We start from the raw sequence: 20,775 nt of genomic DNA on the forward strand, positions 1-20,775 counted from the left end.
CATCCTGCGCAGTCATCCGGAAGTGCGGGCAGAGCTGCGAAAGCGGCTCGACGACCTGCGTACCGGCCGCAGCGAGCAGCCGTGGGCCCGCTACCGGTGAAACCCGGGCGTCCCACAGGCTTGTCCGTGGCGACCACTATCCGGGAGCGGCCGCGATCTTGCCGCTGTCCCTGGCGATCTCGATGATCTTCGGCAGGATTTTGCGCACCTCGTTCAGCGTCGTCAGCATCCGGCCGATCAGCCCGAAGCCGTCGGTGAGCACCTTGAGCAACGCCTCCACCAGCTTGGCGCCCTTGCCGCATTGGCGGGAGATGTAACCGATGGACTCTTCGGCGATCAGTGCCCAGCCCGGCGGGCCCGTCGGCGCCTCCATCGCGTCTTCGAGCAGCGTCGCCAGCGTGCTCGCGATGAGGTCGCGCACCGTGTCGTGCACCGTCTGCACCAGTTCGGCCGCGATCTCGACGAGCGCCTGCATCGCGTCGGCGATCAGCGCGCACGTGGCCAGCGCGTCGTGCAGTTCGCCGGAGGCGTCACGATACGCGTCGGCCCCGCCGCCGGCCCACGAACCGGCGACGTCGGTCATCACGGCGGACGCATAGTCGTCGGCCGCGTGCTTCAGCGCGTCGCTGATGTTGCCCCAGGTCTTGGCCACCGCGGCGACCGTGTCACCGTTGCCGGTCAGCTCGTCCATGATCAGCTTGAGCGGTTTCAGGTGCTCCATCGCCCAGCCGATCAGCCCGCTGAGCACGGAACCGATCGGGTCGGTGACGTAGCCGATGCCGTCCAGCACGACGGCCGCGCCGTCGAAGGCCGCGCTCGCCCAGTCGCCCTTTTTGATGTCCTTGCAGTAGCTCATCGTGTCGTCCGGCAGACCGGTGCCCTTGAGCCAGCCGTTGCTGTCGGAGGCGACCGGGTCGTCCATGCCCGTGAAATAGCTGCCGGCGAACTTCGCGTAGTCGCCGTCGGCCAGCGCCTGATCGTCCGGGGTGTAGTCGGCGAGATGGAAGCTCGCGTCGTGTTCGACGAGCGGGTTGCCGTCACTCACCGGGGCCTCCCCCTGCCGGGCACGGGCACCGCGACATCCTCGACCGCACGGCCGATTTCGTGCAGCTTCTCCATGGCTTCGTCTTCCTGTTCGGTGTACTGCCGCGAGGCGCTGCTCATCGATTCCTGGGTTTTGCGCAGGGCATCGGTGGTGTCCTGCAGCACGCCCTGCGCGAGCCGGCCCGCGGTGTCGATGGCCTGTCCGAAGAACTGGCACAGCACGCCGTACGCGTTGTCCAGACCACCCGGGGTCACCTGTTTCGCGGCGTCGGCGGCCTGCGCGGTCTTGTCGGCGACCGCGGCGATATGGCCGGCGTGCTTGTCGAGCCGGGACGGATCCACCTGCAATGGCTGGGTCATGGCCGCCTCACTTCAGGTAGCTCTGCGTGCTGAAGTCCTCGGGATCCGCCTGCGCCGGCCTGTGCGTGGGCTCCGGTTCCGGGTCGGGGAACCGTTCACGCGTCTTGGCCACGATCTGGCGGCCGAGCAGATCGTCCGATGGGACGTTTTCGGCCACGATCTCCTGGACGCGGTCGGCTATCCGGGCCTGCGCGCGCTTGGTCGCGGCCACCACCTGAACGCCCAGCCGCGCGGCGTCGAGCTGCAACGCGCCGTCGGTCAGCTTGAGATCACGCAGCTCGCCCGCCGAACCGACGGTGACGGTGATCGCGCCGCCGTCGGTGCTTTCCGTGGCCTCGGCCTTCTCGATTCCCGCCCGCACGGCGATATACCGCTCGTGGTCACGGTTGACCTCGGTGACGATCCGGTTCAGCCGTTCCCGTGCCGCCGCGGCGGGGTCGGTGCTCATCGCCGTTGCCTCCCTGGCTGGACATCTGTGGACGTCCAGCAAGTTAGGAAGCGGCGGTTACATCCCGGCTACATCACGCTCAGCGGGCGCCGTACTGCCTGTCCCCCGCGTCTCCGAGTCCGGGCACGATGAACCCGGAATCGTTCAGCCGCTCGTCGACCGAGGCCGTGACCACGCGCACCGGCAGGCCGGACTCCTCCAGGTGCTTGAGGCCTTCCGGCGCGGCGAGCGCGCAGATCGCGGTGACGTCGGTGGCGCCGCGCTCGGTGAGCAGGCGGATCGTGTAGGCCATCGAACCGCCGGTGGCGAGCATCGGGTCGAGCACGAAAACCGGCCTGTCGGCGAGAGTTTCCGGCAGCGACTCCATGTACGGCGTCGGCTGGAGCGTCTCCTCGTCCCGCGCCAGGCCGACGAAACCCATCTGCGCGTCGGGGATCAGCTTGTGCGCCTGGTCGGCCATGCCCAGCCCGGCCCGCAGCACAGGCACCAGCAGCGGCGGGTTCGCCAGCCGGTAGCCCTCGGTGCGCGCGACCGGGGTGTGGATCCGCTCGGCCCGCACCGGTGCTTCGCGGGTGGCTTCGTAGATCAGCATCACGGTGAGCTCGTGCAGCGCGGCGCGGAAGGCGGCGCTGTCCGTGCGGGCGTCCCGCATGGTCGAGAGCCTGTCCTTCGCCAGCGGATGATCGACGACCTGCACGTTCATGTCGCAATACCGTACGGACAAGGACCGCTCCCCGCTACGCTCTGCCGTGTGACGGAAGAAACCCCGGAACCACCGCGGATGCGGGCCTCCAACGCCGACCGCGAGCGGGTGGCACAGATCCTGCACAACGCCCTGTCCGAGGGCCGGATCACGGTGCAGGAACTGGAAGAGCGGCTGGACACGGTGTACGCGGCGAAGACGCTCGACGAGCTGCAACCGCCGATCGCCGACCTGCCCGGCGTCACGCCCGGCGCCGCCGTGCAGGCGGCCCCTTCGCACGAGGTGGACACCAGGCTCGGCGGGATCCCGGGATCGCAGACGTCGATCGCGGTCATGTCCGGGGCGAGCCGGAAGGGCAACTGGGTCGTGCCGCCGAACCACAACAGCTTCGCGTTCTGGGGCGGCGTGGACATGGACCTGCGCGACGCCCGTTTCGCCGAACGCCATTCCACTATCACCGCGGTGGCGATCATGGGCGGGATCGACATCATCGTGCCCGACGACATCATCGTGGACGTGAACGGCATCGGGTTCATGGGTGCTTTCGACACTGTGAACAAGGGCGCCGTCGCCGCCACTCCCCCGCCGGGCGCGCCGGTGCTGAAGGTGACCGGGTTCGCGTTCTGGGGTGCGGTCACGGTCATCCGGAAGCCTCGCAAGCGGCGGCTGGAGAACTAAGCTTCGAAACTGTGACAACCACTCTCCCGGCCGGGCTGGCCGACGCTACCCGCGATGACGCCGGCCTGCGCCGATTCCTGCATGGGCTGCCCGGCGTGGACCAAGTCGGCGTCGAGGCCAGGGCCGCGTCCCTGGCCACGCGCAGCATCAAGAAGGCGGCCAAACTCCAGGCCATCGACATGGCCATCTCGATGGTCGACCTGACCACGCTCGAAGGCGCCGACACGCACGGCAAGGTGCACGGGCTGACAGCGAAGGCGAAGCGCCCCGACCCGGATCGCCCGGACACCCCGCACGTCGCGGCGGTCTGCGTGTACCCGGACCTCGCCGCCACCGCGGTCGAAGACCTGAAGGGCACCGGGATCGGTGTCGCCAGCGTCGCCACCGCGTTCCCGTCCGGCCGCTCCAGCCGCGCCGTGAAACTCGCCGATGTGGGATTGGCCGTGGAGGCGGGCGCGTCGGAGGTCGACATGGTGATCGACCGGGGCGCGTTCCTGGAAGGGCGCTACGGGCAGGTGTTCGAGGAGATCCAGGCGGTCAAGGAAGCCTGCGGCGACGCGCATCTGAAGGTGATCCTGGAGACGGGCGAGCTGGCCACGTACGACAACGTGCGGCGCGCGTCTTGGCTGGCGCTGCTGGCCGGCGGCGATTTCATCAAGACCTCCACCGGCAAGGTTTCACCCGCCGCGACCCTGCCGGTGACGCACGTGATGTTGCAGGCGGTGCACGACTGGTTCGACGCCACCGGCGAGCTGCGTGGCGTGAAACCCGCCGGCGGGATCCGCACGACCAAGGACGCGATCCGTTATCTCGTCGCGGTCCGTGAGGTGGCCGGCGAGCAGTGGCTGACCCCGGAACTGTTCCGCTTCGGCGCGTCCAGCCTGCTCAACGACCTTGTGCTGCAACGGCGAACCCAGCTCGACGGCCACTACAGCGGCCCCGACTATGTGACGGTGGACTGATGACGTGGGAGTACGCACCCGCACCGGAATCGCGGGAGCTGGCGAACCTCAAGGCGAGCTACCGGCCGTTCGTGGACGGGGAATTCGTCGACGGCTCCGGTGAGCCGCTCAAGACGATCAACCCGGCCACCGAGGAGATCCTCGCCGAGGTCGGCACCGCCGCACAGTCCGATGTGGACGCCGCGGTGCGGGCGGCGAGGCGCGCCTACGAAAAGGTGTGGCGGCCGATGCCGGGCAGCGAGCGGGCGAAATACCTGTTCCGCATCGCCAGGCTGATCCAGGAGCGTTCTCGCGAGCTGGCCGTGCTGGAGACACTGGACAACGGCAAGCCCATCAAGGAATCCCGCGATTCCGATCTGCCGACGGTGGCCGCGCATTTCTTCTACCACGCGGGCTGGGCGGACAAGCTCGACTACGCCGGGTTCGGCCCGGATCCCAAGCCGCTGGGCGTGGCCGGGCAGATCATCCCGTGGAACTTCCCGCTGCTGATGCTGGCCTGGAAGATCGCGCCCGCGCTCGCGACGGGCAACACGGTGGTGCTGAAACCCGCCGAGACGACGCCGCTGACGGCACTGGTGTTCGCCGAGATCTGCCAGCAGGCCGAGCTGCCGCCGGGCGTGGTGAACATCCTGCCCGGCGCGGGCGACGTCGGGGAGCTGCTCGTCGGGCACGATGGCATCGACAAGATCGCGTTCACCGGTTCCACCGGGGTCGGGAAGCAGATCCAGCGCCAGGTCGCCGGCACGCCCAAGAAGCTCACCCTTGAACTGGGCGGGAAGGCGGCGAACATCGTCTTCGACGACGCGCCGCTGGACCAGGCCGTCGAGGGCATCGTGAACGGGATCTTCTTCAACCAGGGTCACGTGTGCTGCGCCGGTTCCCGGCTGCTCGCGCAGGAATCCATTGTGGACGAGCTGCTGGACAAGCTGCGGTACCGGATCTCCACGATGCGGCTCGGTGATCCGCTCGACAAGAACACCGACGTCGGCGCCGTCAACTCGGCCGGCCAGCTGGCGAAGATCCGGGAGCTGACCGAGTCCGGTGAGGCCGAGGGCGCGCACCGGTGGACCAGCCCGTGCCCGGTGCCCGACCGCGGTTTCTTCTTCGCTCCCACGGTGTTCTCCGGCGTGCACCAGTCGATGCGGATCGCCCGCGAGGAGATCTTCGGCCCGGTGCTGTCGGTGCTCACGTTCCGCACCCCGGACGAGGCGGTGGCCAAGGCGAACAACACGCCGTACGGGCTGTCCGCGGGAATCTGGTCCGACAAGGGTTCGCGCATCCTCTCGATCGCGAACCGGTTGCGCGCCGGGGTGGTGTGGGCCAACACGTTCAACCGTTTCGATCCGGCGGCGCCGTTCGGCGGATACCAGGAATCGGGTTTCGGCCGCGAAGGCGGTCGCGCCGGACTGGAGGGTTACCTCGATGTCTGATCGGGTCACGGTCGCGAAGACCTACAAACTGTTCATCGGCGGCAAGTTTCCCCGCTCGGAAAGCGGCCGGGTGTACGAGGTGACCGATGGCAAGGGCAAGTTCCTCGCCAACGCCGCGCACGCCTCACGCAAGGACGTCCGGGATGCGGTTTCGGCCGCACGCAAGGCTTTCCCGGGCTGGTCGGGTGCGACGGCGTACAACCGCGGGCAGGTGTTGTACCGGGTCGCGGAGATGCTGGAGGGCCGGCGGGACCAGTTCGTCGCCGAGGTGGCAGCGTCGGAGGGCGGCCGTCGTGGTTCGTCCATTGTGGACGCCGCGATCGACCGCTGGGTGTGGTACGCCGGGTGGACGGACAAGATCGCCAGCGTGCTCGGGGCCGCCAATCCGGTGGCGGGCCCGTACTTCTCGTTCAGCGTGCCGGAGCCGACGGGCGTGGTGGGAATCCTGGCGCCGCAACGGTCTTCGCTGCTCGGGCTGGTCAGCGTGCTGGCGCCGGTGCTCGCGACGGGTTGCACCGCCGTGGTGGTGAGCAGTCGCGAACGGCCACTGCCGGCGATCACGTTGTCGGAGGTGCTGGCGACTTCGGACCTGCCGGGCGGGGTGGCGAACATCCTCACCGGCAGCGCGGACGAGCTGGGACCGTGGCTCGCTTCGCACGGCGACGTGAACGCCCTCGACCCGACCGGCGCGTCGGACCGCGCGGCTCTCGCGCGCGAAGCGGCCGGGACGGTGAAGCGCGTGCTGTCCGTGCCGACCGATGAGCCGGACTGGACGCAGCGGCCCGACATCTCGCGGCTGCGGAAGTTCCTGGAGACGAAGACCGTGTGGCACACGATGGGCGTTTAGCGCGGATCCACGTCTGCGATGGTGATGGGCCGGCCGGGCAGCTTCGAGCCCGGCCGTGCTCGCAGTCCTTCGAGGAGTAGCGCCAGCATCCGTTCGAGCATCAGTTCCGCGGTTTCACCCATGCGGGCGGGCAAACGGTGCAGCAGCAGCGAGATCACGATCGCCACGTCGCCGGTGGCGACATCGGCCCGCAGCGAGCCCTCCTGCTGCGCCGCGCGCACGATGCCGTCGAGCACTTCGAGGATCGAGTTCCGGAACTCCCGCGTACCCGGATCGTCGCGAATGACCTCCCACGCCTCCTCCGACAACATCGACAACCGCACGCTCAGCTGGAGCTCGCGAGAGTGGCTGAGCAGCCGCACCAGTGCTTCCCACGCCGTCGGCTCCTCCGCCGCGGCCGCCCGCGCCTCGGTGAGCACGCGGCCGAAGTTGTCCTGCGCGACGGCGCGGATCAGCGCATCCCTGTCCGGGAACCGCCGGTAGAGGGTTCCGACCCCGACACCGGCGGCGCGGGCGATCTCCTCCATCGGCGCGTCGGGGCCGTCTTCGGAGAACATCCGCTTGGCCGCGGCCAGGATCTGATCGCGGTTGCGGCGTGCGTCGGCGCGCAACCGTGTCTCCGGATCCACCGTCATGGGTGGATTGTCGCATCCTGCGCGCAGGTGGACGAAAAGCTTCCGCTTCGGTAGCGTGCCCATAAGTGGAAGGTATTCGTCCGAATACTCTCTGTACGGATCGGGGTGGAACCGTGACCACTGCTACTGAACTTCCCGTTACCCGTAGTTGCCCCTTCGCACCGCCTGCCGAGCACGTCCGGCTACGCGCGGAGGCGCCGGTTTCCCGGGTGACCCTCCCCAGCGGGGACGAGGTCTGGGCGCTGACGAAACACGAAGACATCAGAGCGATGCTGACCGATCCGCGGTTCAGCTCGAACCGGCAGAACCCGAACTTCCCGCTGCTGCTCACCGGCCGGCGCCGGATCACCAACTTCCGCGCGTCGCTGATCAGCATGGATCCGCCGGAACACGGCCCGGCCCGGCGTGAGGTCGTCGGCGAGTTCACCGTCAAGCGAATGGCCGCGCTACAGCCGAGGATCCAGCAGATCGTGGACGAGCACATCGACGCGATCCTCGCCGGCCCGAAGCCCGCCGACCTCGTGCAAGCGCTTTCCCTGCCGGTGCCGTCGCTGGTGATCTGCGAACTGCTCGGCGTGCCCTACGCCGACCACGAGTTCTTCCAGTCGCGCTCCAGCCGCCTGCTGCGGCGCACCACCCCGGCCGAGGAACGCCAGGCGTGCGTCGAGGAACTGCGCGGGTACCTGCGTGATCTGCTGGAGCGCAAGGAAAACGAGCCGGGCGACGACCTGCTCACCCGGCAGCTGGCGAAGTCCGATGACCGGGAGGAAGTGGTCGCGCTCGGTTTCCTGCTGCTCATTGCCGGGCACGAGACGACCGCGAACATGATCTCGCTGGGCGCCATGACCCTGCTCGAACACCCCGACCAGCTGGCCGAACTGCGCGCGGACCCGTCGAAGACGCCGAGCGCGGTCGAGGAACTGTTGCGCTACTTCACGATCGCCGAGTTCGCCACGTCGCGGGTCGCCGTCGAGGACGTGGAGATCGGCGGGGTCACGATCCACCGGGGCGAGGGCGTGGTCGGGCTGGCCAACACCGCGAACCGGGACCCGGAGGTGTTCGACCACGCCGACGACCTGGACCTCGGCCGCGGCGCGCGCAACCACGTGGCCTTCGGGTTCGGGGCGCACCAGTGCCTCGGGCAGAACCTCGCGAGGATGGAACTGCAGATCGTCTTCGACACCCTGTTCCGGCGGATTCCCGGACTGCGGCTGGCGACCCCGGTCGACGAGCTGCCGTTCAAGGACGACGCCAACATTTACGGGTTGTACGAGCTTCCCGTCACCTGGTAGGACCGCACGCAGCGAGCGCGCGGAAGAAGCGCTGCGGGAAGGACCGCTTGCGCGCCTCGGACAAACACAGTAGGCAGGCCCCATGCGAATCATCGCCAACAAGGACGTCTGCGTCGGCGCAGGCCAGTGCGTGCTGACCGACCCGGAGACGTTCGACCAGAGCGAAGACGACGGCACGGTCATCGTGCTGGTCGAAGAACCCCTGGACATCGACAAGGCCCGGGAGGCAGTGAACATCTGCCCCAGCCAGGCCCTGTCCCTGAAAGAGGATTGAGCTACTTCACCGCGCCCATCGAAAGGCCGCGGACGAGGTGGTTCTGCGCGATCCAGCCGACGATCATCACCGGCAGCGAGGCGAGCAGGGCGGCGGCGGAAAGCTGCGCCCAGTAAAGACCCTCGCTGGTGATGAAGCCGACGAGGAACACCGGCACGGTGCCCGCCCGGGCGGCGGTGAGGTTGACCGCGTAGAAGAACTCGGTCCACGAGAAGATCACGCAGATCAGCGCGGTGGCCGCGATCCCGGGCGCGACCACCGGCAGGATCACCTTGGACAGCAGGGTCGGCAGCTGCGCGCCGTCCACCCGGCCCGCCTCGATCATCTCCGTCGGCACCTCGAGGAAGAACGAGCGCATCATCCAGATCGCCAGCGGCAGGTTCATCGCGGTGTACAGGATGATCAGCGCCCACACGTTGTCCAGCAGCTGCACCTTCTGCGAGATCACGTAGAGCGGGATGATCGCCGCCACGATCGGCAACATCTTGGTGGACAGGAAGAACCCGAGCACGTTGCTGGTCTTCGGCACCGGCGCGAGCGAAAGCGCGTACGCCGCGGGCACGGCCAGCGCCAGCACGATCAGCGTCGAGATCACCGTGACGAACGCGGAGTTGGCCAGGTACGGCAGGAAACCTCGCTCGAAGATGCTCGCGAACTGGGACAGTGTCGGGCTGAAGAACAGCTTCGGCGGATCGGTGTAGGCGTCGGCCTCCTGTTTGAAGGACGTCACCACCATCCAGATCAGCGGGAACACGAACAGGATCGCGATGATCCAGGTGACTACGGTCAGCGAAGCGGGACCGAGCTTGCGTTGCGCGGTGGTGGTCACTTGATCCCCCTGCTCACGTCGAAGGTGCGGAACATCAGGCGCAGTGCGAAGGTGGCGACGATCAGCGTGAGCACCACCGTGACCACGCCCATGGCCGAGGACTGGCCGACGTCGAAGCCCTGGAAGGCCCGCTGGTAGATGTAGTACGGCAGGTTCGTGCTCGCGGTGCCCGGACCGCCTTGTGTCATCAGGAAAATCGCGTCGAAGCTGTTCACGATGTAGATCGCGCCGAGCAGCGTGGCCAGCTGCAGATACCGCGAAAGATGCGGAATCGTGATCGACGTGAACGTGCGCCAGCGACCGGCGCCGTCCACCTGCGCGGCTTCGAGTACGTCACGCGGCTGGCTCTGCAGGCCGGCCAGGATCAGCAGCATCATGAACGGCGTCCACTGCCACACGATCTGCGTCATCACCGACGCCAGCGGGAACTCCGAGAGCCAGTCGGTTTCCCCGCCGAACACGAAGTTCAGCAGCCCGTAGGTCGGGTCGAACATCGTGGTCTTCCACAGCAGCGCGCCCGCCGCGGGCAGGATCAGGAACGGGGTGATCAGCAACGTGCGCACCACGCCGCGGCCGAGGAACTTGCGGTCCAGCAACATCGCGAGCGCCAGGCCGAGCACCAGCGCCACGATCACGCAGATCGCCGTGATCAGCACGGTGTTCAGCAGCGCGGTGCGGAACTGCGTGTCGGCGAAGACGTCGATGTAGTTCCGCAGCCCGACGAAATGCGACGAGCCGGGCCGCACGAGGTTCCAGGACTGGAACGAGTAGATCACCGTGACGATGAACGGGATCTGCGTGACGACGACGGTGAACAGCAGGGCGGGCAGCAGCGGGCCGCGCCGGGCCCAGCCGCCTCGCTTTCTCGATGCCGCCCTGGCCGTACTCGTCCGTTGGTTGCCGAGGGTTTCTGCGACCGCGGTCATTTCTGCTCCCGGTAGGAATCGCCGACGGTTTGCGCGTATTTCTGCGACTGTTCCAGCGCCTCGTCCACGGTGATCTGCCCGGCGATGGCGGCGGAGAGCTCCTGACTGACCCGGGTGCCCAGGTCCTGGAACTCCGGGATACCGACGAACTGGATACCGGTGTAGGGCACCGGCTGCGTCCGCACGTCGCTTTCCCGCGCGGCGTCGATACCGTCCAAAGTGGGTTGTGCGTATGCCTTCGCGGCATCCTTGTACGCCGGAATGTCGTAAGTGGACAGACGGCAGCCCGGAGGCACCCGGTTCCAGCCGTAGGTCTGGCCGACGGTCTGCACGAACTGCTTGTTCGTCATCCAGTTCAGGAAGGCCCAGGAGGCGTCCTTGTCCTTGGCCACCTTGGGAATCGCCAGCGACCAGGTGTACAGCCAGCCGCTGGCCTTGGTCTGGTCCACCGGGGCGGCGACGTAACCGGACTTGCCGACGACCTTGCTGCTGTCGGGGTCTTCGTTGGTGCCCGCCATGACGGTGGCGTCGTACCACATCGCCGCCTGCCCCTGTGCGTAGCGCGTGCCGCATTCGGAGAACCCGGCGCTGGAGGCACCGACCTCGCCATGCTGCCGCAGCAGGTTCACGTAGAAGTTCGCGGCTTCCTTGAACTCCGGCGAGGTCAGCTGCGCGTTCCAGTCCTTGTCGAACCAGCGGGCGCCGAAGGTGTTGGCCACGGTGTCGAACGGGGCGAGGTTCTCGCCCCAGCCCGGCTTGCCGCGCAGGCAGATCCCGGAGATACCGGCGTTCTTGTCGTCCAGCTTGGCGGCGAAGTCGGAGATCTGCTGCCAGGTCGGGTGCGCGGGCATGGTCAGCCCGGCCTTTTCGAAGAGATCCTTGCGGTAGGCCAGGAACGAGGACTCGCCGTAGAACGGGACCGCGTACATGTTCCCTTGGTAGGAAAGGGAATCCTTGATGCTCGGGATGAAGTCGCTCTCGTCGTAGCCCGGGGTGGCACCGATGTAGGGCTGCAGGTTCTCCAGCCAGCCGTTGGCCGCCCACTGCGGGGTCTCGTAGTTGCTGATCATCACCACATCGAACTCACCGCCCTGGGTGGCGACCGAGGAGGTGATCTTCGCCCGCGCCTGGTTCTCCGGCAGCGAGACGAACTTGAGCTTGATCCCGGGGTTCGCGGCCTCGAACTGGCCCGCGAGCGAGATCGCGTCGTTCATCTGCGGGTTGGACACGATGCCGATCACGAGTGTGCGGCCGCCCGCGCCGATCTCGCCCGCGCCGGCACAGCCGGTCAGGGTGAGTAACAGGGCGACGGCGAGCAGGGCGAGTCGTTTACGCATGCTCTCCTCCTGGCAGGACTTGCACCTTCAGGCCGGCGCCGCTGCGCATGAGGTCCAGCGCGTCGCCGAATTTGTTCAGCGGGAGCGTGTCGGTGAGCAGCGCCTTGGTGTCGATGGCACCCGAGGCGACCAGATCGAGTGCGGCACCGTAGCTGTGCAGCACGGCCATCGACCCCACGACGGTGATCTCGTCGTTGTAGATCCGGAACGGGGAAAGCGCGATCCGGGCCTGCGCGGGCGCGACCCCGAAGACCAGGAAGCGGCCGCCGCGGCGCAGCGCGTCGAAGGCCGCCTCCATCGCGGGCGCGGCACCGGTGCAGTCCACCGACGCATCGAACCGCTCACCGTCCAATTCGGACACATCGGTGGCGATCTCGTGCGCGCCCAGCTCCTTGGCTCGCGGCAGGCGCCCGGAGTTGCGGTCGACCATCGTGACGCGGGCACCGGCGCGCTGCAGCAGCTGCTGCATGATCAGCCCCATGGTCCCGGCGCCGACCACGAGAAAGTGCTCGCCCGCCTCCACGCCGATGCGCCGGACCCCGTGCACCGCACACGAAACCGGCTCGACGAGCGCGCCCTCCTGCCAGCTCAGGTTGTCCGGCAGCCGGTAGCAGTTGGCGGACGGGACGGCCACGTATTCGGCGAAGGCACCGTCGACGGTGTCGCCGGTGGCGCCCCAGTTCTCGCAGAGGTTGCCGTGCCCGGCCCGGCACGGGTCGCAGTAACCACAGAACAGCGACGGGTCGACGGCGACGCGGTCCCCGACCTGCCAGCCGCCCGGCACGTCCGGCCCGAGCTCCACGATCTCGCCGGCGAACTCGTGGCCGGGCACGATCGGATAGGGGGTCGGCGGGAAATGCCCATCGGCGATGTGCAGGTCCGTGCCGCAGATTCCGCAGGCACCGACCTTGATCACCACCTGCCGTTCGCCCGGCGCGGGATCGGGTACTTCGCCGACCCTGATCGAACCCGGCTGGTCAATGATCGCCGCCCGCACTCCGGCTCACCTCTCCCCGCGCTCAAACGAGCGCATCACGACACTGTGTCTACCTGCACGCTCCCAGCATTAGAGGACTTTCGTGCTTAACCCGTCAACAGGTGACCCGCTATAGTGCTCATATGAGCACTCACCGGGATCTTGCCGAGACGATGACGGCGGCCCTGCTGGCGCACCGGTTCTACCTGGCGGGCCAGTCGAAGGTGGAGATCGCGGACGAGTTCGGCATCAGCCGGTTCAAGGTGGCCCGCATGCTCGACTGGGCAAGGGAATCGGGCCTGGTGCGGGTGGAGTTCGAGCTGCCGGTGCCGGTGGACGTCAAGCTGTCCGACGAGGTGCGCTCGGCCTACGGGCTGAACCAGGTGTTCGTGCTCGATCGAGCGGCCAGCGCAGGCGACCGGCCCGCTGTGCGGCGGCGCATCGGCGCGCTCGCGGCCATGCTGGTCGCCGAGATCGTCACCGAGCAGGATGTGCTCGGCGTCGCGTGGGCGCGCTCGGTGAACGTGATGATCGAGTCGGTGGGCAAGTTCCCGAAATGCCCGGTGGTGCAGCTGTGCGGGGTACAGGCCGGGATGGACATGCACGACCGCGGGGTGGAGACGGTGCGCCGGCTCGCCGACATCTCCGGCGGCGACGCGTACCCGATCTTCGGCCCGCTCGTGCTGCCGGACCGGCGCACCACCGAGATCCTGCGGCGGCAGCCGGGAATCGCGGAAACCTTCGGCCAGTTCGGTGCGCTGACCAAGGCCGTGGTGAGCATCGGCGCGTGGCTGCCGGGCGAGTCCACCGTGTACGACGCGGTGGCACCGGCCGAGCGCCGCGCGATCACCGAGCGCGGCGCGAAAGCCGAAGTGGCGGCCCGGTTGTTCGACGGGGACGGCAAACCGATGTCCACCGGGCTCGCGCACCATGTGCTCGCGATCAGCACCGAGGAACTGTTACGGGTGCCCGATGTGATCGCGCTCGGCTACACCGCGCCGAAAGCCGAGGCGATCGACGTGGTGCTGCGCTCGGGCATGGTGTCCACGCTGATCACCGACACCGCGGCGGCGGAACGCTTGCCACGCCTCAGGAATTGAGCAGCACGGGCAGGTTGTCCACGCCGTAGACCACCGAAGTCTGCCGGTAGGGCAGCTCCTCCGGGGCCACCGCGAGCCGCATCTCCGGGAACCGCCGGACGAGCGCGGGATACGCGGTGCGCAGCTCCATCCGCGCCAGCTCCGCGCCGATACACCGGTGCACGCCCCAGCCGAACGCCAGATGCTGCGCGGGCTCACGCGCGGCGTCGAAGTTCTCCATGCCGTCGCCCAGTTCCGGGTCCCGGTTCGCGCCGCTGAGCGACACGAACATGATGTCCCCCTTGGCGATCCGCTCGCCGCCGATCTCGATGTCCTCCTTGGCGAACCGCGGGAACGCCGCCTGCACCACGGTCAGATACCGCAGCAGCTCCTCGACGAACCCGTTGATCGCCTCGTCGTCCTGCCGTACCCGCTCGAACGTGGCCCGGTCGCGCAGCAACACGATCGCGCCGAGCGCGAGCATGCTCGCCGTGGTTTCCAGGCCACCGGTCAGCACCCCGTCGGCGAGCCCGGCCAGCTCACGGTCGTCGATCTCGTCGCCGTGCTCCTTGACCAACATGCCGAGCAGCCCGTCGCCCGGGGATTCCCGCTGCTTCTTGACGATCTCGAGCAGATAGGTGAGCGATTCCGAAATGGCGCCGAAGGACGCGCCGGCACCGGCGAAGAGGTCGAAACGCACTGTGCTCAACCGCTGGAAGTCCGCGCGGTCCTCGTAGGAGACGCCGAGCAGTTCACAGATCGTGAGCGACGGGATCGGGAAGGCGAAGGCCTGCATGAGATCCACCGGCCCGTCGGTGGCCGCCATCTCGTCCAGCTGCTGGTTGACGATCTGATGAATTCGCGGGGTGAGCCTGGACAGCCGGCGCATAGTGAATTCCGGCGTCAGCAGTTTGCGCAGCCGGGTGTGGTCCGGCGGGTCGGCGAAACCGAGGCCGCCCGGGTTCTGGTCGGCCGACATGGCCGCGGTGCCGACCAGGTTGGTGTAGTCGTTGCTGAACGAGCCGGCCTTCGCCAGGACATCCTTGGCCTCGTCGTATCCGCTGACGAGCCAGGCCCGCAGCCCGAACGGCAGTTTGAGCCTGCTCACGGGGTTGTTCTCGCGAGCGGCCGCCAGGTCGGGGACCGGATCCAATCCGTTGCGTTTCAACGGCATCAGCGTGGACTCGGGCAGCAGCGAAAGGAGGTCGACGCCCTTTTTCTGCTTTCTTTCGATGTATCTGCGCCCCAGGTACGCGACCACGCGCGAGCGAAGATCGGTCATGCCCGGATGCTACACGGATCGCCCCTAGTCACCGGTCGTAGACAACTGCGCCCTCGGCCACACCGCCCGTCCCCCGAGCCGGTGGTAACCGCCACCCGGTCAGGTGAGGAACCGGACTTTCCCGGCGTGCCCGGATGGCCATGGAGCCTGCCCGGGTAGAGGCTTCGGACGCCCAGCCGAACGGGAGTGGTGGTCACATGTCGAACAAGGCGCGCCGGTGGATCACGGCGGCGCTGCTGGGTGTGGTCCTGCCACTGGGCCCCGCTATCGCCGATGTCGCCGCGTCGGCCGACGCGGTCGGGTCGTCCGGCGTGTCGGCGGCCTCGGTGACCGACGAGCACGGTGGCGCCTGGGGGTTGCTGGGGTTGTTCGGTCTGCTCGGTTTGCTCGGACTGATTCCGCGTAAACAGCCCGAAAGCCAGACCCCGCCGGAACTCCGCCCGCGCCGGCGGGCGAACCCGAACGTCGCCAGCCCGCTGGACAACTACCCGGTGATGAGTGAACGCCCCGGCCCGGATTCGGACGCGGCGTACTACGACGACGACCCGGCGCTCGCCGGTCCCGCGCCCACACACGAGCAGCCTTACCCCGCCGGGCGGCACGCGGGCGAGGAGCAGCCGTACCCCGGCGCTCCCGCACAGCCTGGACACCCGGCGCAGCCGCGCCCGGCGGGCCCTGGCTACGAGCAGCTGCACCCCGTGGCACCCGAGCAGGCGCGCCCCGGCCACGACTGGCCGACCGCCGCGCCGACCGCCGAACCGCGGCAGCGCCGCCCTTGGGAACAGGGGCCCGGCCGCCCGGCACAGCAGCCCGACCAAGCCCCGCCACAGACCGGTGACACGCCAGAGGGTGGGCACCGCCGCGTCTGACGGCGACATGCCGGGTGCGCCCAGCCCCGACCTGGGCGCACCCGGCAACAACGCCGAGCCGGTCAGAGCCGGTCGACGGCCGTGACGCGAAGGACGGCGGAGCCCGCCTCGTCGGACGCCGCGAGGTCGACCTCGGCGCTGATGCCCCAGTCGTGATCGCCCGCCGGATCGTCGAAGATCTGGCGCACCCGCCAGATCTCCGGCTCCTTCTCGATGATCAGCAGCTGCGGGCCGCGCGCGTCGGGGCCGATGCCGAGTTCGGCGTGCTCCTCGAAGTACTCCTCCAGCGCGGCCTCCCATTCGACCGCGTCCCAGCCGGAACCCGCGTCCAGCGCACCCAGTTCCTCGAACGCCCGCCGCGCCGCCAGCTCGACCCGGCGGAACAGCTGATTCCTTACCAGCACACGGAAAGCACGCTCGTTCGCGGTGACCGGTGGCGGCCCTTCGGGTAGCGAAGGCGCGTGCGCGGCCTCGTCGCCGGGGTGCCGCAACGCTTCCCACTCGTCGAGCAGGCTGGAGTCCACCTGCCGCACCAGTTCACCGAGCCACGCGATCAGATCCTGCAGCGGCTCGGTCTTCGCCTCGTCCGGCACCGTGTGGCGCAACGCGTCGTAGGTGTCGGCGAGGTAGCGCAGCACCAGCCCTTCGGACCGGGCGAGCGAATAGAAATTGACGTACTCCACGAAGTTCATCGCGCGCTCGTACATGTCGCGCACCACGGACTTCGGCGACAGCTGGTAATCCGCCACCCACGGATGGCCGCCGCGATACGTCTCGTACGCCGCGTTCAGCAACTCCTCCAGCGGCTTGGGATAGGTCACCTCGTCGAGCAGTGCCATCCGCTCGTCGTATTCCATCCCCTCGGCCTTCATCGCGGCCACCGCTTCGCCGCGCGCCTTGAACTGCTGCTGCGACAGCACCGGGCGCGGATCGTCCACTGTGGACTCGATAACGGACACGACGTCCAGCTGGTACACCGGTGACTCGGTGTCCAGCAGGTCGATCGCGGCCAGCGCGAACGGCGAAAGCGGCTGGTTCAAAGCGAAATCGAACTGCAGGTCCACGGTGAGCCGGACGGTGCGGCCTTCCTCGTCGGGCTCGTCGAGCCGCTCGACCACGCCGGCCGCGAGCAACGCGCGGTAGATCGCGATCGCGCGCAGGATGTGCCTGCGCTGCGCGGGCCGGTCCTCGTGGTTGTCCTCCAGCAGGTGCCGCATGTGCTCGAACGCGTTGCCCGGCCGGGAGATCACGTTGAGCAGCATGGAATGGCTGACGCGGAAGCTCGACGTGAGCGGCTCCGGCGGCGAGGCGATCAGCCGGTCGAAGGTGCTCTCCGTCCAGTTGACGAACCCCTCCGGCGCCTTCTTGCGCACGATCTTGCGCTTCTTCTTCGGGTCGTCGCCTGCCTTCTCCAGCGCCTTCGCGTTCTCCACCACGTGATCCGGCGCCTGCACCACGACGTAGCCGTCGGTGTCGTACCCCGCCCGGCCGGCACGCCCGGCGATCTGGTGGAACTCACGCGCCTTCAGATGCCGCTGGCGCACGCCGTCGTACTTGGTCAGCGCGGAGAAGACCACCGTGCGGATCGGCACGTTGATGCCGACGCCCAGTGTGTCGGTCCCGCAGATCACCTTCAGCAGACCCGCCTGCGCCAGCTGCTCGACAAGACGGCGATACTTCGGCAACATGCCCGCGTGATGCACGCCGATTCCGTGCCGCACCAAACGCGACAGGGCCTTGCCGAACCCCGCGGAGAAGCGGAACTCGCCGATCATCTCGGCGATCGCGTCCTTCTCCGCGCGCGTCGTGACGTTGATGCTCATCAGCGCCTGGGCGCGCTCGACCGCTGCCGCCTGGGAGAAATGCACCACATAGACCGGGGCCTGCCCGCCGTGGAGCAGCTCCGACATGGTCTCGTGCAGCGGCGTCAGCGCGTAGCGGTACGTCAGCGGGACAGGCCGCTCCGCGGAAGTGACCACCGCGGTGGCCCGGCCGGTGCGCCTGGTCAAGTCCTTTTCGAAGAAGGACACGTCGCCCAGCGTGGCCGACATGAGCACGAACTGTGCCTGCGGCAGCTCGATCAGCGGCACCTGCCACGCCCAGCCGCGATCCGGCTCGGAGTAGAAGTGGAACTCGTCCGCGACCACCTGGCCGACCGGCGCCTCGGCACCGAACCGCAACGCCATGTTCGCCAGGATTTCCGCGGTGCAGCAGATGATCGGCGCGTCCGGGTTCACGCTCGAGTCGCCGGTCATCATGCCGACGTGCTCCGCGCCGAAGATCTCGATCAGCGAAAAGAACTTCTCCGACACCAGCGCCTTGATCGGCGCTGTGTAGTAACTGCGCTTACCGTGGGCCATCGCGGTGAAGTGCGCACCCACCGCGACCAGGCTTTTCCCGGACCCCGTCGGGGTGGACAGAATGACGTTCGCCCCGGATACGACCTCGATCAGCGCCTCCTCCTGGGCCGGGTACAGCTCCAGGCCGCGCTCGGCCGTCCAGGCCGAGAACGTTTCGAAGAGCGTGTCGGGATCAGGATCCGCTGGTAGGAGATCTGCGAGTGTCATTATGTCCCCATCGTGCCATCCCCGGCGCAGCAGTCATGGGGCCCATCGCAGCAGGACCCGCAAACCCGTAGGCTTTCGCACACACAGGTGTAATCCGGAGGGCTGGCATGGCACAGGACATCGTCCCGATCGAACTCGGGCTGCCGCAGGGGGACCTGGTCACCCTCTGGGCCCCGCGCTGGCGGGAGGACGGTGAGGAGTGGGAAGCGTTCCTCGGTGACGAGGACGATCTCTACGCGTTCCCCGACGCCGCGCATCTGGCCGCCTTCGTCCGGACGGCCGAGCAGCACGACCTCATCGACCACCCGGCGTGGCACGTGGTGCCCGCGCTGAACGTGCCGGAGTTGATCCCGGACGACGACCACTCCTACGACCTGGTCGGCGTGCCGGAGCTGGTGGCCGAAGACCCGGATTCGTGGACCATCAGCGAGCTGGCCGAGATCGTCGGCATCGTGCGCTCGCTCGCCGACGTGTGCGAACTGGAAGAGGTGCACGAGGTCCTCGACGCCACCGAAGGCTTCTCGCTGCTGGAGCAGGGGCGGCTGCCGTTCACCGGCCGCGAGGGCGAGCGCCTGTGGACCGACCTGTCCGAGGCGGTGTCCGAGAAATGGGACACCGTGCTGGACGCGATCGACTCGCTCGTCACGGTGCCCGACGTCGACGCGACGCTGCTGGAGCAGACGGCCGAGGAGCTGGCTGCCTTCCTGGAGGAGTCCGCGGAGGCGGAAGCCGGCGTCAAGGACGGCGACGAGGATCTGGACTCCGATCTGGAGAACACCGAGTCCGACGCCGAAGCCGACGAAGACGAAGAGGACGAGGACGCCCCGGTCGGGTTCTGGGGCGAGGTCGGCATCGACCCGATCAAGATCGTCACCGCCGACAAGGAGTACTACACGCTGCGGTGCTACCTCGACGACGAGCCGATCTTCCTCGGCCACGACGGCCGCATCGATGTCTGGACCTCGCCACGGACGCTGGCCAGGAAACTGGCCGACAGCACCGAGTTCACCGACACCGACCTGGCCGAAGTGTCCACTTGGGACGAGGTGCTGACGAAGGCCACCGCCGGCGAACTGGAGATCGAGGTCGACTCGGACAACACCTACGTGCTGGCCGCCCTCGACGAAGACCTCGCCGAGGGCACGGACGCGATCGACCCGACACAGCTGGAGCTGGCGGTGGAGCTGCTCACCGACGCGGCCGACTGGGCCGGTGACGAGAGCGTGTCCGCCGCACTGTCCACTTCGGAGAGTCTCGGCTGGCTGGTTTCCTTCGTATTGCGCCCGGACCCCAACCGGCTCGCGCCGAGCGCGCCGTTCGACACCGAGCAGAGCGAGTGGCGCAAGCTCGTGGAGTCCTTCGAAAACCGCCTACGCGTCCACTAAATCGGACTGCCGGACACGGCTTGCTTGGCGGTGCAAGCCGACGGCCCACCGCAAGCGGCTCCGCCGCTAGGAAATGAGACGGAAGGCGTTCCCGCCCAGCACGAGGTCTCGCACCTCGCCGGGGCGGGTGACGCGTTCGACGGTGGCCCTGGCGAGCACGGGGTCACCGTAGGGCGCGTCGGATCCGAAGAGCGCGCGTTCGGGCAGTTCCGTGATGGCCAGCCGCACGGCGAAGACGATGCTCGCCGTGGAGAGTTCGAGGTACATGCTCGGGTTGTCCCGGACGTATTCGATCGCGTCCATCCAGTGCAGTCCGCCGAGCTGGCTCACCACCAACGGCACCCGCGGGTAGCGCCGGGCGAGTTCGGCCAGGGTGCGCAGGTCCTTCGCCGTGGTGGGCGCGGCGCCGTGCACCACAACGGGAATCCCGCCGCGGTCCGCGGCGGCGCGCAGCATCGGCTCGATACTCGCGGCCTCGTCCGGCGGCGGCGTGAGTTCGCCGATACCGCGCAGCTCCGCGCGGTCGAGCGCCGACGCGAAGCCGATGAACCGGTCGGGATACGCGGCGAGCGCGCTCTCCCATTCCTCGATCGCGGCCGCGTAGCCGTCCTGCCGCCCGGACAATGCGCGCTGCAGAGCCGCCATCTCCAGCTTGAGCCCGGCGAGGTCGCGGGCCCGTTCGGGATGCGGCCGGGTCGGGAACAGTATCGTCTTGTCGACACCGGCCTCGTCGAGCAGCGCGAGGTGGTCGGCGAGCGGGTCGTGCACGTGGCTGTGCGCGTCGATGATCAAGGGTTCTCCCCGGGAATCGGATGTCCGCTCCGAGTGTTGATCCCTGACACCGTTGGAAGG

Annotated in this window: 21 protein-coding genes; 9 read left to right on the forward strand and 12 right to left on the reverse strand. The window is 68.3% G+C overall.

Annotated features, from left to right (window positions below):
- Window positions 1-136: 136 nt before the first annotated feature.
- From VHD82_RS33230 to upp, 4 genes are all read right to left on the reverse strand, one after another.
- Window positions 137-1,045 carry a hypothetical protein gene (locus VHD82_RS33230; protein ID WP_325712894.1) on the reverse strand — a complete coding sequence of 303 codons (909 nt, stop codon included), beginning with the start codon at window positions 1,043-1,045 and terminating at the stop codon, window positions 137-139.
- A complete protein-coding gene (locus VHD82_RS33235; RefSeq protein ID WP_325712897.1) occupies window positions 1,042-1,404 on the reverse strand; it encodes a type VII secretion target in 363 nt (120 codons plus the stop codon). The genes VHD82_RS33230 and VHD82_RS33235 overlap by 4 nt, the downstream gene beginning before the upstream one ends.
- A gap of 7 nt (window positions 1,405-1,411) precedes the next feature.
- On the reverse strand, window positions 1,412-1,852 hold the full coding sequence (locus VHD82_RS33240) for a YbaB/EbfC family nucleoid-associated protein (RefSeq protein WP_325712900.1): 441 nt from the start codon (window positions 1,850-1,852) through the stop codon (window positions 1,412-1,414).
- A 79-nt stretch (window positions 1,853-1,931) separates the two neighbouring features.
- Window positions 1,932-2,555 carry a uracil phosphoribosyltransferase gene (gene upp / locus VHD82_RS33245; protein ID WP_325712902.1) on the reverse strand — a complete coding sequence of 208 codons (624 nt, stop codon included), beginning with the start codon at window positions 2,553-2,555 and terminating at the stop codon, window positions 1,932-1,934.
- A 78-nt stretch (window positions 2,556-2,633) separates the two neighbouring features.
- Here upp and VHD82_RS33250 point away from each other — a divergent pair, with 78 nt between their 5' ends.
- From VHD82_RS33250 to VHD82_RS33265, 4 genes are read left to right on the forward strand one after another with little or no spacing between them, the layout of a single operon-like run.
- Window positions 2,634-3,233, forward strand: a complete 600-nt coding sequence (locus tag VHD82_RS33250; protein WP_325713462.1) for a DUF1707 domain-containing protein — start codon at window positions 2,634-2,636, stop codon at window positions 3,231-3,233.
- 11 nt (window positions 3,234-3,244) lie between these two features.
- Window positions 3,245-4,195: a deoxyribose-phosphate aldolase gene (gene deoC / locus VHD82_RS33255; protein ID WP_325712904.1), complete on the forward strand. Its 951-nt coding sequence runs from the start codon at window positions 3,245-3,247 to the stop codon at window positions 4,193-4,195.
- Entirely contained in the window at window positions 4,192-5,625 is a 1,434-nt protein-coding gene (locus tag VHD82_RS33260) for an aldehyde dehydrogenase family protein (RefSeq protein ID WP_325713464.1), read from the forward strand. The genes deoC and VHD82_RS33260 overlap by 4 nt, the downstream gene beginning before the upstream one ends.
- The gene (locus tag VHD82_RS33265; protein ID WP_325712906.1) at window positions 5,618-6,472 is read left to right on the forward strand and encodes an aldehyde dehydrogenase family protein; all 855 of its coding nucleotides are present in this window, start codon (window positions 5,618-5,620) and stop codon (window positions 6,470-6,472) included. Before VHD82_RS33260 ends, VHD82_RS33265 begins: the two co-directional genes overlap by 8 nt.
- Here VHD82_RS33265 and VHD82_RS33270 read toward each other — a convergent pair.
- A complete protein-coding gene (locus tag VHD82_RS33270) occupies window positions 6,469-7,107 on the reverse strand; it encodes a helix-turn-helix domain-containing protein (RefSeq protein ID WP_325712908.1) in 639 nt (212 codons plus the stop codon). The genes VHD82_RS33265 and VHD82_RS33270 overlap by 4 nt on opposite strands.
- Window positions 7,108-7,316: 209 nt before the next feature.
- Between VHD82_RS33270 and VHD82_RS33275 the strand changes: the two genes are divergently transcribed.
- Together VHD82_RS33275 and VHD82_RS33280 are read left to right on the forward strand one after the other, a co-directional pair.
- Window positions 7,317-8,399 (forward strand): cytochrome P450, encoded by a 1,083-nt coding sequence (locus tag VHD82_RS33275; protein WP_325712911.1) that lies wholly within the window; start codon window positions 7,317-7,319, stop codon window positions 8,397-8,399.
- A gap of 82 nt (window positions 8,400-8,481) precedes the next feature.
- On the forward strand, window positions 8,482-8,673 hold the full coding sequence (locus VHD82_RS33280) for a ferredoxin (protein WP_325712913.1): 192 nt from the start codon (window positions 8,482-8,484) through the stop codon (window positions 8,671-8,673).
- A 1-nt stretch (window position 8,674) separates the two neighbouring features.
- On the opposite strand, the gene VHD82_RS33285 is transcribed toward VHD82_RS33280, so the two are convergent.
- Genes VHD82_RS33285 through VHD82_RS33300 form a run of 4 tightly spaced genes read right to left on the reverse strand, consistent with a single transcriptional unit; the run spans window position 8,675 to window position 12,762 of the window.
- Complete coding sequence (locus VHD82_RS33285) at window positions 8,675-9,502, reverse strand: carbohydrate ABC transporter permease (protein ID WP_325712915.1); 828 nt, start codon at window positions 9,500-9,502, stop codon at window positions 8,675-8,677.
- Window positions 9,499-10,428 carry a sugar ABC transporter permease gene (locus VHD82_RS33290; protein ID WP_325712917.1) on the reverse strand — a complete coding sequence of 310 codons (930 nt, stop codon included), beginning with the start codon at window positions 10,426-10,428 and terminating at the stop codon, window positions 9,499-9,501. Before VHD82_RS33290 ends, VHD82_RS33285 begins: the two co-directional genes overlap by 4 nt.
- Complete coding sequence (locus VHD82_RS33295) at window positions 10,425-11,765, reverse strand: sugar ABC transporter substrate-binding protein (protein ID WP_325712919.1); 1,341 nt, start codon at window positions 11,763-11,765, stop codon at window positions 10,425-10,427. The genes VHD82_RS33290 and VHD82_RS33295 overlap by 4 nt, the downstream gene beginning before the upstream one ends.
- Complete coding sequence (locus VHD82_RS33300; RefSeq protein WP_325712922.1) at window positions 11,758-12,762, reverse strand: zinc-dependent alcohol dehydrogenase family protein; 1,005 nt, start codon at window positions 12,760-12,762, stop codon at window positions 11,758-11,760. The genes VHD82_RS33295 and VHD82_RS33300 overlap by 8 nt, the downstream gene beginning before the upstream one ends.
- A 122-nt stretch (window positions 12,763-12,884) precedes the next feature.
- Here VHD82_RS33300 and VHD82_RS33305 point away from each other — a divergent pair, with 122 nt between their 5' ends.
- Entirely contained in the window at window positions 12,885-13,841 is a 957-nt protein-coding gene (locus VHD82_RS33305; protein WP_325712924.1) for a sugar-binding transcriptional regulator, read from the forward strand.
- On the opposite strand, the gene VHD82_RS33310 is transcribed toward VHD82_RS33305, so the two are convergent.
- Window positions 13,831-15,102: a cytochrome P450 gene (locus VHD82_RS33310; RefSeq protein ID WP_325712926.1), complete on the reverse strand. Its 1,272-nt coding sequence runs from the start codon at window positions 15,100-15,102 to the stop codon at window positions 13,831-13,833. The genes VHD82_RS33305 and VHD82_RS33310 overlap by 11 nt on opposite strands.
- 197 nt (window positions 15,103-15,299) lie before the next feature.
- Here VHD82_RS33310 and VHD82_RS33315 point away from each other — a divergent pair, with 197 nt between their 5' ends.
- Complete coding sequence (locus VHD82_RS33315) at window positions 15,300-15,971, forward strand: hypothetical protein (RefSeq protein WP_325712928.1); 672 nt, start codon at window positions 15,300-15,302, stop codon at window positions 15,969-15,971.
- Window positions 15,972-16,033: 62 nt separating this feature from the next.
- Here VHD82_RS33315 and VHD82_RS33320 read toward each other — a convergent pair whose 3' ends face one another.
- Entirely contained in the window at window positions 16,034-18,538 is a 2,505-nt protein-coding gene (locus tag VHD82_RS33320; protein WP_325712931.1) for a DEAD/DEAH box helicase, read from the reverse strand.
- Between the two features lie 107 nt (window positions 18,539-18,645).
- Here VHD82_RS33320 and VHD82_RS33325 point away from each other — a divergent pair, with 107 nt between their 5' ends.
- Entirely contained in the window at window positions 18,646-19,923 is a 1,278-nt protein-coding gene (locus tag VHD82_RS33325) for a primosomal protein (protein WP_325712933.1), read from the forward strand.
- Window positions 19,924-19,989: 66 nt separating this feature from the next.
- On the opposite strand, the gene VHD82_RS33330 is transcribed toward VHD82_RS33325, so the two are convergent.
- Entirely contained in the window at window positions 19,990-20,715 is a 726-nt protein-coding gene (locus VHD82_RS33330) for an amidohydrolase family protein (RefSeq protein WP_325712935.1), read from the reverse strand.
- Between the last annotated feature and the right edge of the window lie 60 nt (window positions 20,716-20,775).

It is taken from the genome of Amycolatopsis sp. (assembly GCF_035546795.1).
GTDB lineage: Bacteria > Actinomycetota > Actinomycetes > Mycobacteriales > Pseudonocardiaceae > Amycolatopsis_E.

What these genes read in the sequence shown, in the direction of transcription:
- VHD82_RS33235 (WP_325712897.1), bottom strand. Translation starts at nt 1,404, where the DNA reads ATGACCCAGCCATTGCAGGTGGATCCGTCCCGGCTCGACAAGCACGCC.
- VHD82_RS33295 (WP_325712919.1), bottom strand. Translation starts at nt 11,765, where the DNA reads ATGCGTAAACGACTCGCCCTGCTCGCCGTCGCCCTGTTACTCACCCTG.
- VHD82_RS33270 (WP_325712908.1), bottom strand. Translation starts at nt 7,107, where the DNA reads ATGACGGTGGATCCGGAGACACGGTTGCGCGCCGACGCACGCCGCAAC.
- VHD82_RS33310 (WP_325712926.1), bottom strand. Translation starts at nt 15,102, where the DNA reads ATGACCGATCTTCGCTCGCGCGTGGTCGCGTACCTGGGGCGCAGATAC.
- VHD82_RS33240 (WP_325712900.1), bottom strand. Translation starts at nt 1,852, where the DNA reads ATGAGCACCGACCCCGCCGCGGCGGCACGGGAACGGCTGAACCGGATC.
- VHD82_RS33315 (WP_325712928.1), top strand. Translation starts at nt 15,300, where the DNA reads ATGTCGAACAAGGCGCGCCGGTGGATCACGGCGGCGCTGCTGGGTGTG.
- VHD82_RS33250 (WP_325713462.1), top strand. Translation starts at nt 2,634, where the DNA reads ATGCGGGCCTCCAACGCCGACCGCGAGCGGGTGGCACAGATCCTGCAC.
- VHD82_RS33265 (WP_325712906.1), top strand. Translation starts at nt 5,618, where the DNA reads ATGTCTGATCGGGTCACGGTCGCGAAGACCTACAAACTGTTCATCGGC.
- VHD82_RS33290 (WP_325712917.1), bottom strand. Translation starts at nt 10,428, where the DNA reads ATGACCGCGGTCGCAGAAACCCTCGGCAACCAACGGACGAGTACGGCC.
- VHD82_RS33325 (WP_325712933.1), top strand. Translation starts at nt 18,646, where the DNA reads ATGGCACAGGACATCGTCCCGATCGAACTCGGGCTGCCGCAGGGGGAC.
- upp (WP_325712902.1), bottom strand. Translation starts at nt 2,555, where the DNA reads ATGAACGTGCAGGTCGTCGATCATCCGCTGGCGAAGGACAGGCTCTCG.
- VHD82_RS33280 (WP_325712913.1), top strand. Translation starts at nt 8,482, where the DNA reads ATGCGAATCATCGCCAACAAGGACGTCTGCGTCGGCGCAGGCCAGTGC.
- VHD82_RS33305 (WP_325712924.1), top strand. Translation starts at nt 12,885, where the DNA reads ATGAGCACTCACCGGGATCTTGCCGAGACGATGACGGCGGCCCTGCTG.
- VHD82_RS33320 (WP_325712931.1), bottom strand. Translation starts at nt 18,538, where the DNA reads ATGACACTCGCAGATCTCCTACCAGCGGATCCTGATCCCGACACGCTC.